This is a genomic window from Dactylosporangium sp. NPDC000555 (assembly GCF_040300025.1).
GTDB lineage: Bacteria > Actinomycetota > Actinomycetes > Mycobacteriales > Micromonosporaceae > Dactylosporangium.
In genome coordinates, this window is the sequence record NZ_JBEPDB010000007.1 from 142,643 (window position 1) to 153,865 (window position 11,223).

Genomic DNA, 11,223 nt, shown 5'->3' on the forward strand with positions numbered 1-11,223 from the left:
AGGTTCCTCATCGGGATCGGGCGAGCCGCGGCTCGCGGGTAGGGGCAGCCGGGCGCCTGGCCCGGGTGGTCGGTGGCTTGCCCGCCGATCGGGCTTCATCGCCACCGTGATGTGCGGTGGATCCGCGCACGATGAGCTCGGCCGGCATCGTGACCCTGCGCGGCGCGGTGGCCGGCTCGGCCACCCGCGACAGCAGCAGCTGCACAGCGATGCGCGCCATCCCCGCGGTCGGTTGCCGAACCGTGGTCAGATCGAAGGCGTCCCACGACGCCATCGCGATGTCGTCGTACCCGACGACCCACACGTCGTCGGGTACCGCTCGGCCAAGCGACCGGGCACCGTCCAACGCGCCGAGCGCGGTCAGGTCGTTGACGCAGAACACCGCCGTCGGTGGCCGGGTCAGGGACAACAGTTCCCGCATGGCGTCCCGCCCGCGCCGGTAGGTGAAGTCGCCGCCGCGGCGATAGTCCTCGGGCAGCGAGAGCCCCACGGCCGCCAGGCCGCTGAGGAAGCCCTTCTCCCGGTCCGCGGATGTGCTCGGCGCCGCTGGGCCGCCGATGTAGCCCACCCGCTCATGCCCCGCGGCGGCGAAGTACCTCGCGATCCGCTGGCCGCCGACCCGGTTGTCGCTCACCACCTGGTCACACTTCCAGCCCGGCATGGCCCGGTTGAGGGTGACGGCCGGGGCACCGGCCCGCATCGCCTCCCGCAGCGCCGCCGACTTCGCCGTCGCCGCCGTGAACATCACACCGTCCAGCACACCCTGCCGGATCGCCTCCAGCGCCGCGTCCTGCCCCGGACCCGCGGACGTCCACAGCGCCATCCGGCATCCGGCGCTGCCCAGCTCCGCGCTCAACTCCTCGATCAGTCCCGGGTAGAACGGGTTGGTCAGGTCCGAGACCACCACGCCGACCGTGCCGCTGCGCCGGGTCCGCATCGCCCGCGCCAACGCGTTGGGCTGGTAGCCGATCTGCGCCGCGGCCTCCAGCACCCGGGTGCGTGTCTCGTCCTTGACGGGACCGGCGTCGCGCAGCACCCGCGAGACCGTCGCCTGCGAAACACCCGCCACCTGTGCCACATCCCTGCTGGTGACCATCGAACCTCCTGCTCCCGCGGCTACCAGGCGGTCCATCCGCCGTCGACCACAAGGGTATGACCGGTGATCAGGCCGGCCATCGGCCCCACGAGGAACGCCACCGCCGCGGCCACGTCGTCCGGCTCGCCGAAGCGTCCCAGCGGGATCCGCGCAAGGAACGCCTCGCGCAGCTCCGGCCGCTCGAGCGTGGAACGGGTCAGGGCGGTGCTGACGAACGTGGGCGCGACCGCGTTGACCCGAATCCCATGAGCGGCGAGCTCGATGGCCATGACCCGGGTCAGCGCCGTGACGCCGCCCTTGCTCGCCGCGTACGCCGCGCGCTCCTCGATGCCGACCAGCCCGGCCTGCGAACCGATGGTCACCACGCTGCCGGGACGCTGCGCCGCGACGAGTCTGCGTGCTACCGCCTGGGTGAGGAAGAAGGCTCCTTTGAGGTTGGTGGCCTGAATCTCGTCCCAGGACTGCTCGTCCACCTCGAGCATCGGCTGGGGCCGGTTGACGCCGGCGTTGTTCACCAGGACGTCCAGCGGCCTCTCCGCCCACACCCGGCCCACCACGGACTCGAACGAGGCCACATCACGCACGTCCAGCACACACGGCTCAGTGCCGTAGCGGTCGGCCAGCTCGTCGGCCGTCGCGGCGTTCCGGCTGGTGCCGACCACCGAGGCACCCAGGCTCGCCAGGCCGTCGGCGACGGATCGGCCGAGGCCACCGCCGGCCCCGGTCACCAACGCCCGGCAACCGTCCAGCCGGAAGTCCAATCCCGCCCCCGCACCGGGCACCCGCGGCTGCTCGCGGGTCACGACGCGGCGGCCGGGGACAGGTCGTGCTCCGTCCAGGTCAGCCGGTCGCCGGCGTACTTCGCCGCCCGCACGTCACCGGATCGGGCGTGGCCCTCGAACAGCTCCACCCGGCTGGCCCGGCCACAGATCCGGCCCAACTCGGCGCTCGTCCGCGGGTCGGTTACCTCCTGGTAGGTCACCGTCTTGAGGTATTTGCCGACCCACAGTCCGCCGGTGTACCTGGCCGCGCCCCGGGTGGGCAACACGTGGTTCGTCCCGATCACCTTGTCCCCGTACGAGACGCAGGTGCCTTCGCCCAGGAACAGCGCGCCGTAGTTGCGCATCCGATCCAACGCGTCCCGGGGCGAAGCGGTGAGCACCTCCACGTGTTCGCTCGCGAACTCGTCCGCCAGCGCGAACATCTCGTCCGAGTCGGACACGACGTGTATCTGTCCGTGGTCGCGCCAAGCGGGCTCGGCCATGTCCCGCGTCGGCATGCCGGGCAGGATCTCGTCGATATGCCGCAGAACCCGCTCGGCCAGCGGGCGTGACGTCGTGATCAGCACCGCCGGCGAGTCGGGACCGTGCTCAGCCTGGCTCAGCAGATCAACCGCGACCACGAACGGATCCGCCGTGTCGTCGGCGAGCACCAGGATCTCCGTCGGACCGGCGAACAGGTCGATGCCCACCTCGCCGAACAGCTGGCGCTTCGCCTCCGCCACATAGGCGTTGCCCGGCCCGGCGAGCATGTCCACCCGAGGGATCGACTCGGTGCCAAGCGCGAGCGCGGCTATGGCCTGCACGCCGCCGAGCAGGTAGATCTCGTCGGCGCCGGCAAGGTGCAGAGCGGCAACGGTGGCGTCGGGAACCACGCCGCGGATCGGTGGAGTGCATGCCGCCACCCGGGACACGCCGGCGACCTTCGCGGTGACCACGGTCATGTGCGCCGAGGCCACCAGCGGGTATCGACCGCCGGGTACATACGCCCCGGCCGCGGCAACCGGAATGTGCCGGTGCCCCAACCGCACGCCCGGCAGCGTCTCCACCTCGATGTCGGCCATCGAAGCCCGTTGACGTTCCGCGAATCCGCGCACCTGCGCCTGGACAAAGCGAATGTCGTCGAGCACGGTCGCCGGCACCCGCGCCACGATTCGCTCGATCTCCTCGCCGCTCAGCCGGAAGCTCTGCGGGCTCCAGCTGTCGAACTTCTCCGAACAGGCCCGCACCGCCTCGTCGCCCCGGCGCCGGACGTCGTCGATGATGGCCGCGACAACCTCGGCAACGGACTGCTGTCCCAGCCGACCCTCACGCTGCGCCTGCTTCAGAGCCGTCACCGGTCACCCCTATGAGATCGTAGTCATGACTACGTAACCATAGCGACCGCCCGGCCGTCACGCCAGGCCCGGTCAACGAGAAGGCAGGCGCCGCTCGGGCAGGCCTACGGTCGCGCGCGATCTCCCGTACCATCTCGATCTCGCGCTCCGGCAGTGACCGTAACCACTTGTCGGGTTCCCGCAGGGGCGCGGTCGGATCGTCATCGCGACCGTCCATTGTCGACAGGCAGGGTGGCCAGGAGCGACCAGCCCGCATCGGGCCGGGGACCGGCGTGCAGCGTGCCACCGAGGGTTTCGACGCGTTCGCGCATGCCAATGAGGCCGTACCCGCCGCGGTGGGAGACGCGGGCGCCGCCACGGGGTGCGTCGTCGACCACCTCGACGGTGACGCCGGAAGCGTTCTGCCCGACGGTGACGGTGACGCGGTGGGCATCCGGCGCGTGCCGGGCCACGTTCGTCAACGCCTCCCGGACGATCCGGTACACGGTGCTGGCCACTTCCGGCGGCCACGCCGCACGCTCATCGGGCATCCGCAGGCTCACCGGCGGGCCCTGCCGGTTGAAGCGCTCGACGAGTACGCCGAGCTGTTCCGGCCCGGCCGAGGCGGGCGGCGCGTCGTCGGTGTCCCGCAGCAGCCCGACCAAGCGACGCATCGCCCGCAGCGCCTCGGCGCCGGCGGTCTCGATCCCGGCCAGCGACTCGGTCACCTGCCGCGGGTTCTTGCGGGCGACGAGATGGGCGGCCTGCGCCTGGATCAGCATGCCGGTGATGTGGTGGGCCACCACGTCGTGCAGTTCCCGGGCCAGCTCCAGCCGCTCGTCCCGGCGTACCTTCTCGGCCGTGGCCACGGCTCGGTCGTCCAGCAGTCGCAGCACCAGCCCGGCCGCGACGGCGCCGAGCCAGGCCGTGACGTTCATCGCCACGACCGCCGACGCGCCCGAGGAGTGCGGCCGGGCGGCGAGGTGGGCGGCGAGGTGGGCGGCGACAACCACGGCCAGTCCCCCAGCGGCAATCGCGCCGGCCGGCACGGGAGACAGCGCGCGCAGGGCCGACCCGACGAGCACGGCGAGCGCCAGCGCCAGGGCCGGTCCCGGCTCGGCCGGCAGGTGGAACACCCACGCACCCGCGATGGCCAATCCCGCGATCCCGAGAGCGACGACCGTCGCCCACACCCGCTGCCGCCGCCGTACGAGTGCCAGCACACAGACCATGACGGCGGCCGCACCACCCGCGAGCCAATACCGGATGCCCCACGTCTGGGCAATCCCGACGGCCTCGATGCCGATCGCGACGAGAAAGACCACGGCGAGGCCAGCCGTCGAAGCGGCCCCGGACAGCCGCGCCCCGATGCTCTCCATGTCGAGGAGGCTAGAACGTCACCGTCCCGCGCGAACCGGCCAAAAGTACGGTCGTCCACGCACCGGCCCCCGCTTTGGACCGATGCCCGGCCCGCGGCGCGCGCCAATCAGGGCAAGGTGATTCTCCGACCCTAGGCGAACGTGAACAGGATCTTTCCGGTGCGTCCTTGTGCCATCTCATGCTCGAACGCCTCGCGGTAGTCGTCCAAGCGGTAGGTCGCATCGACCGGGACGGTCACTACACCGGTGGCGACAAGGTCGCTCAGCGTACGGTAGGTCTGCTCGAGCTCGGCGCGCGGCGCGTGGCGCAGCCAGTTGTGCACCCAGAATCCGGTGTGCGTCACCTCTTTGAAAATGAGATCGTGGGCCGGGACGGCCGGGGGTATGTCGGTCACGAACGCGTAGGTGACGATCACACCCCGGTACCTGAGCGCACCGGCGAGGTCGGCTACGGTCGGGCCGGCCGTGGCATCCAATACCAGGCTGAGCTCCGCACCGTCCAGTGCGTCGGCGATCTGAGCACGCAGGTCGTCACCGGCGACAATCACGCGGTCTCCGCCGGCGTCACGAACGCTCTGGGCCGCCGCCTCGCGCCGCACGATGTTGAGGGTCTTGAGGCCCCGCCAGCGGGCGAGGGCGATGATGCAGCGGCCGACGGCGGAGTTGGCGGCGTTCAGGCCGATCCAATCGCCGGCGGCCAGCTTGGCGTATTTGTGCAACAACAGGTACGCGGTCGCCGGGTTGATCGGAAGCATGGCGAGCTGCAGCGGATCGGCGTCCTCTCGCACAGGAACCACGTTCCGATACGAGGTCGCCACCTTGTCTGCCCAGGTGCCTTGTTCGTAGGTGGGCAGGATGACGACCCTCCGCCCGACCAACCGCGTGCCGGCATCCCCGCCGGCGTCGACCACTCGCCCGACTCCCTCGCCGCCGACCGGGCTGGGCAGCTGGGGCCGGACCCCGTAGTCGCCCCGGACAAGCAGGAAGTCGGACGGGTTGACCGGCGCAGCCTCCATCTCGACCAGGATGTCGTCGGCACCCAGCAGCAGACTGGGCGTCCGCTCGAGCGATACGGACACACGCGGATCGCCGTACGATGTGACGACAAGCTGTGACATCGGTTGAACGATGCCCCACGAACGCGCGATCATGCGGCGCAGGCGTGACGATTTCCGGGACTCGTTCCACCGGGCTTCGCCCGCCGCACCCGCGCTACGAACCGATTGCCGCGGCACCCAGCAGTGCCTTGAGGTCGCCGTAGAAGGCCGGGCCCGGCGTTACCCGGCATGCCTTCAGATCCAGCAGGACGGTTCGCCCGCTGGTGCAGGCGAGCCGTACGTGCACCGGTGTGCTGCCTTGGTGACGGGTCAGGATCTGCTTCAGCTCGCCAACGAGCCGCGGCGTCACCTGAGTGTCTCGCAGCGCCAGCACGATCGGCGCGTCCTCGCCCGTCAGGTCGAGCGGCATCACTTCTTCCACGCTGATGCTCATGGTCTCGTCGCGGACGTTGATCCTTCCCCGGACGCTGACCACTCGGTCTTGCGCGAGTGTCGCTTCGCACCGTTCGTACGTCTTGGGGAATGCCAGGCATTCCACCGCCGCGTCGTGGTCCTCGAGTGTGAGCACCGCCCACGCGTGTCCCTGTTTTGTGATCTTGCGTTGCAGGCCCGCGATGATGCCGCTCACCTGGACCGGGCCGTCGGTGCGGCCTGACGTGAGCAGGTCTGCCAGGCCGATGTCGCGGTGCTGGCGGAGCACGTGTTCGGCGCCGTCGAGAGGGTGACCGGAGACGAAGAGGCCGAGCATCTCTCGCTCGTACGCGAGCAGGGTGGACCGGTCCCACTCGCCCGCCGGCACGGTCACCGCGACGCCGGCGCCGCCCAGGTCGCCGAAGAGGGAGTCCTGGCCCAGGGCCTGGTTGCGTTTCACGCCGATGACCGCGTCGACGGCTCGCTCGTGGACGGCGACCAGGCTCTTGCGGTGATGGCCGAGCCCGTCGAACGCGCCGGCCTTGGCGAGCGACTCGATCACCCGTTTCTGGCACACCACCGGCGGCACCTTGGCGAGGAAGTCCGCGAAGTCGGTGAACGTGCCGCGCGACTCGCGGGCGGCGACGATCGCCTCGACCACGCCCACGCCCACGTTGCGGACCGCGCCCATGCCGAAGCGAATGCCGGTGCCGACCGCGGCGAAGTCGAGGCGGCTCTCGTTGACGTCCGGCGGCATGACGGGGATGCCGAGGCGGCGGCAGTCGGCGAGGTAGACGGCGAGCTTGTCCTTGTCGTCGCCGACCGAGGTGAGCAGTGCGGCGAGGTACTCGCTGGGGTGGTTGGCCTTGAGGTACGCGGTCCAGTACGACACCAGGCCGTACCCCGCGGTGTGTGACTTGTTGAACCCGTAGCCGCTGAACGGGACCAACACGTCCCAGATCGCCCGGGTCGCCGCCGCCGAGAAGCCGCGCTCCCCCATGCCTGCGGCGAACCGGTCCCATTCGGCGTCCAGCACCTCTTTTTTCTTCTTGCCCATCGCGCGGCGCAGGTTGTCGGCGGCGCCCAGCGAGTAGCCGGCCAGTTGCTGCGCGATCGCCATCACCTGCTCTTGGAAGACGACGAGGTGGTACGTGTCGCCGAGAATCGGTTCCAGCGCTTCGGCGAGCTCGGGGTGGATCGGCTCGACCGGTTGCTTGCCGGTCTTGCGCAGCGCGTAGTTGGTGTGCGCGTTCATCTCCATCGGGCCGGGCCGGTAGAGCGCGTTGACGGCGGCGATGTCGGTGAACGTGGTGGGCTGCATCAGCCGCAGCAGGACGCGCATACCGCCGCCGTCGAGCTGGAAGACACCCAGCGTGTCGCCGCGAGCCAGCAGCTCGTACGTCTTCGCGTCGTCCAGCGGCACCCGCAGGATGTCGATCTCGATATCCTTGTTGGCGCGTACGTTGGCGATGGCGTCGCCGATCACGGTGAGGTTCCGAAGGCCCAGGAAGTCCATTTTGAGCAGGCCCATCTCCTCGGCCTGCGTGAACGGGAACCCGGTGATCACCGGGCCGCCGGCTTTCGGGCGAACCAGCGGGATCACGTCCAGCAGCGGCTCCGCCGAGAGGATTACCCCGGCCGCGTGGATGCCGGTCCCGCGGGTAAGCCCCTCCAGGCCCGCCGCGTTGTCCAGCACCAGCCGGACGTCCGGCTCCTGCTCGTACATGCGTCGCAGTTCGGCGGCCTCGCCGTGGCGGGGATGGCCGCCGTCGTGGATCGCGGCAAGCGGGATCTCCTTGCCACCGGCGGCCGGTGGGAACGCTTTGGTGATGCGGTCGCCCAGCGCGTACGGCAGGCCCAGCACCCGGCAGGCGTCCTTGACCGCCGCCTTGGCCTTGATGGTGCCGAACGTGACGATCTGGCACACCCGGTCGTCGCCGTAGCGGCGGGTGACGTACGCGATCATCTCGTCGCGCCGGCGGTCGTCGAAGTCCAGGTCGACGTCCGGCATGGAGATGCGCTCGGGGTTGAGGAACCGCTCGAAGAGCAGCTTGTGCTCGATCGGGTCGAGCTGGGTGATGCCGGTGCAATAGGCGACGATCGACCCGGTCGCGGAGCCGCGGCCGGGTCCCAGCCCGATGCCCTGATCCCGGGCGTACTGGCAGATGTCGGCCACCACGAGGAAGTACCCGGGGAAGCCCATCGTGTCGATCACCGACAGCTCGTGATCGATCCGGGCCAGCACCTGCGGCGGCGGTGTCTCGCCGTATCGCCGCCGCGCCCCGCGCAGCGTCTCGGCGCGCAGCCAGCTCGACTCGGTCTCCCCTTCGGGTACCGGAAAGCGCGGCGTCAGGTCGCGGTGGGCGAAGATCTCGTCGTAGGCCTCGACCCGCTCGGCCACAAGCAGCGTGTTGTCGCACGCGCCCGGGACCTCCTCGTCCCACAGCTTGCGCATCTGCTCGGCGGACTTCAGGTAGTAACCGCTGCCGCCGAACCGGAACCGGTCGGTGTCGGCCAGCTGCTTGCCGGTGCCGACGCACAGCAGCGCGTCGTGCGCGGCCGCCTGATCCTCGGTGACGTAGTGCGAGTCGTTGGTGGCCAGCGGCGGGAGGCCGAGATTGCGGCCGAGGCGGAGCAGGTCCTCGCGGACTCGCCGCTCGATCGGCAGCCCGTGGTCCATCAGCTCGAGGAAGTAGTTGTCCGCGCCGAAGATGTCGCGGTAGCGGGCCGCCGCCGCGACCGCGTGTTCGTACTGGCCGAGCCGCAGCCGGGTCTGCACCTCGCCGGACGGGCACCCGGTGGTGGCGATGAGCCCGGCCCCGTGCTCGGCGAGCAGCTCGTCGTCCATCCGCGGGTATTTCTGGACGTGGCCTTCCAGCCAGGCCCGCGACTGTAGCCGGAACAGGTTGGCCAGGCCGCGGGCGTCGGCCGCCCACATGGTCAGATGTGTGTAGAGGCCCCGGCCGGACACGTCACCGCCCGCGCCGGTCTTGTCGTCGGACTTGCGTAACGCCAGGTTGTCGCTGAAGAACACCGCACGGCGATCCTGACGCGCGCCGGGCGCCAGGTACGCCTCGATGCCGATGATCGGCTTGACCTCCGCCTTGCGGGTGGCATGGAAGAACTCATACGCCCCGTGCACGTTGCCGTGGTCGCTCATCGCCACCGCGGGCATCCCCAGCCGCGCCACCTCCTTGGCCAGCGGGGCGACTTTGGCGGCGCCGTCCAGCATGCTGTAGTCGGTGTGCACGTGGAGGTGCACGAACGAATCCACCACACCTCCTGGTTGTAGGCTGTCGAGCGCAGGAATTCGACCAGGTCAGGAGCCAGGGTGTCCAACAAGCGACACGCGGAGAACTCACAACCAGAGGTTGTGGAGGACCTCGACCTGGGCTCGGTCCGGGCCTTCCTGGCGGTCGCCGAGGACCGCTACTTCGGCGAGGCCGCGGCCCGGCTCGGCATCAGCCAGCAGGCGGTCTCCAAACGCATCGCAACGCTGGAACACGTCCTCGGCGTCCGCCTGTTCACCCGGACGCAGAAGGGCGCCACCCTCACCATCGACGGACAGGCATTCCTGCCCCACGCGCGCGCCGTCATCCAGCTGGCCGAGCGCGCGGTCAGCTCCGTCCGGCCCGGCCACCGCGCACTCCGCGTCGACGTGCTGAACCACACGATCGGGCCGGCCGGCCTTCTCCGCGACTTCCACCGGGCGCACCCCGACACTGAACTCGACGTGCTGACGGGGGTCGGCTCGAACACGACCGCCGCGATCGCCGCCGTCGAAGCCGGCACGATCGACGCCACGTTCCGCGCGGTCACCACGCCCGCGAGGGAACTCCCCGCGGGCATCCAGGCCGCCCGCGTGCTCGACGATCCCCACCAGCTACTGACCGGCCCCGGGCACCCTCTCGCCGACGCCCGCCACGTCACCATGACCGACCTGCAAGGCCGGCGGATCTGGATCCCCGGCATCGTCCCCGGTACCGAATGGGCCGCCTACTACAACGACCTCAGCAACGAATTCGGCCTCACCATCGAGCACATCGGCCCCAACTTCGGCACCGACCACCTGCTGGACGTGCTCGCCGAATCGCCGACGCTGGCCTCACTCGTCGGCGAGCTCACCCGCATGCTCTGGCCCGCGACCTACGACCTGCGCCGCATCCCGATCATCGACCCGACCCCGGTCTACCCGCACTTCCTCATCTGGCACCGCGACAACCCGCACCCAGGCCTGGCGATGCTGCGCAGCTATATCCGCTCCGCACCGCACCGCCATCGGCCCAGTGACGTCTGGGTCCCCACCTGGACGGCCGGCCCGTCCGCACCATGACGCAGCCAGCCAGCCAGCCGGGCGGATCGGTCAAGCGGGCGCCGCTGCGGCGAACGGCGTCGACAGGTTTGGAAGATCACCGCCGGGACCTGGTGAAGCTCGCCTTCGGCCGGGACCTAGCGCTGCCCCGGGTCGCCGGGCCCGCCGAGACGGTCGGTGAGACCGCGTCCGGCGCGGTGCTGGCCGCCGGCACCGGTGACACCATGGGCGCGGCGCTCGGCGTCGGCCTGCGGCCCGGCGACGTGGTGGTGTCGCTGGGCACCTCGGGGTGCGCGTTCGGGGTGAGTGAGGTTCCGACCGCCGACGCGAGCGGGCTGGTGGCTGGCTACGCCGACGCGACCGGCCGGTTCCTGCCGCTGGTGTGCACGCTCAACGCGGCCCGGGTGCTGAGCACGGTCGCCGACCTGCTGGGCCGGTCGCTGGCCGAGTTCGACGAGTTGGCGCTCTCGGCGCCGCCGGGCGCGGGCGGGTTGACGCTCCTGCCGTACCTGGACGGGGAACGTACCCCCAACCTGCCCGACGCGCGCGGTCTGCTCGCCGGGCTGACGCGGGCGAACGCGTCGGCGGCGAACCTGGCGCGGGCCGCGGTGGAGGGCATGCTCGGCGGCCTGGCCGACGCCCTCGACGCGCTCCGCGCCCAGGGCACCCCGGTCAACCGGGTGCTGCTGATCGGCGGCGCGGCCAAGTCCCGCGCGGTACGGGCGGTCGCGCCGGCACTGTTCGACGCGCCGGTGAGCGTGCCGAGCCCCGGCGAGTACGTCGCGCGAGGCGCGGCGCGTCAGGCGGCCTGGGCACTGTCCGGCGGCGCCGAGCCACCCCAGTGGCCAGTCGCGGCCGAGGAGATCGCCGCC

The 11,223-nt window shown here is 70.8% G+C and carries 7 protein-coding genes and 1 pseudogene; 2 read left to right on the forward strand and 6 right to left on the reverse strand.

Annotated elements, in window-relative coordinates:
• Positions 1–7 precede the first annotated feature (7 nt).
• From ABT297_RS07565 to dnaE, 6 genes are all read right to left on the reverse strand, one after another.
• Positions 8–1,096, reverse strand: a complete 1,089-nt coding sequence (locus tag ABT297_RS07565) for a LacI family DNA-binding transcriptional regulator (protein ID WP_350545821.1) — start codon at positions 1,094–1,096, stop codon at positions 8–10.
• A gap of 20 nt (positions 1,097–1,116) precedes the next feature.
• Positions 1,117–1,899: an SDR family NAD(P)-dependent oxidoreductase gene (locus ABT297_RS07570; protein ID WP_350545824.1), complete on the reverse strand. Its 783-nt coding sequence runs from the start codon at positions 1,897–1,899 to the stop codon at positions 1,117–1,119.
• A complete protein-coding gene (gene hisD, locus ABT297_RS07575) occupies positions 1,896–3,212 on the reverse strand; it encodes a histidinol dehydrogenase (protein WP_350545828.1) in 1,317 nt (438 codons plus the stop codon). The genes ABT297_RS07570 and hisD overlap by 4 nt, the downstream gene beginning before the upstream one ends.
• Positions 3,213–3,412: 200 nt before the next feature.
• The gene (locus tag ABT297_RS07580; protein ID WP_350545830.1) at positions 3,413–4,570 is read right to left on the reverse strand and encodes a sensor histidine kinase; all 1,158 of its coding nucleotides are present in this window, start codon (positions 4,568–4,570) and stop codon (positions 3,413–3,415) included.
• A 131-nt stretch (positions 4,571–4,701) separates the two neighbouring features.
• On the reverse strand, positions 4,702–5,721 hold the full coding sequence (locus ABT297_RS07585; protein WP_350545833.1) for a zinc-dependent alcohol dehydrogenase family protein: 1,020 nt from the start codon (positions 5,719–5,721) through the stop codon (positions 4,702–4,704).
• Positions 5,722–5,782: 61 nt separating this feature from the next.
• Positions 5,783–9,316: a DNA polymerase III subunit alpha gene (dnaE, locus tag ABT297_RS07590; RefSeq protein ID WP_502885516.1), complete on the reverse strand. Its 3,534-nt coding sequence runs from the start codon at positions 9,314–9,316 to the stop codon at positions 5,783–5,785.
• A 54-nt stretch (positions 9,317–9,370) separates the two neighbouring features.
• Between dnaE and ABT297_RS07595 the strand changes: the two genes are divergently transcribed.
• Positions 9,371–10,372: a LysR family transcriptional regulator gene (locus ABT297_RS07595; protein WP_350545838.1), complete on the forward strand. Its 1,002-nt coding sequence runs from the start codon at positions 9,371–9,373 to the stop codon at positions 10,370–10,372.
• A gap of 77 nt (positions 10,373–10,449) precedes the next feature.
• Positions 10,450–11,223: pseudogene (locus tag ABT297_RS07600) on the forward strand (FGGY-family carbohydrate kinase); the annotation flags it as partial.

Bases quoted from the DNA above. Each gene is read 5' to 3' on its own strand.
- ABT297_RS07565 (WP_350545821.1), bottom strand. From the start codon at position 1,096: ATGGTCACCAGCAGGGATGTGGCACAGGTGGCGGGTGTTTCGCAGGCG.
- ABT297_RS07580 (WP_350545830.1), bottom strand. From the start codon at position 4,570: ATGGAGAGCATCGGGGCGCGGCTGTCCGGGGCCGCTTCGACGGCTGGC.
- ABT297_RS07585 (WP_350545833.1), bottom strand. From the start codon at position 5,721: ATGATCGCGCGTTCGTGGGGCATCGTTCAACCGATGTCACAGCTTGTC.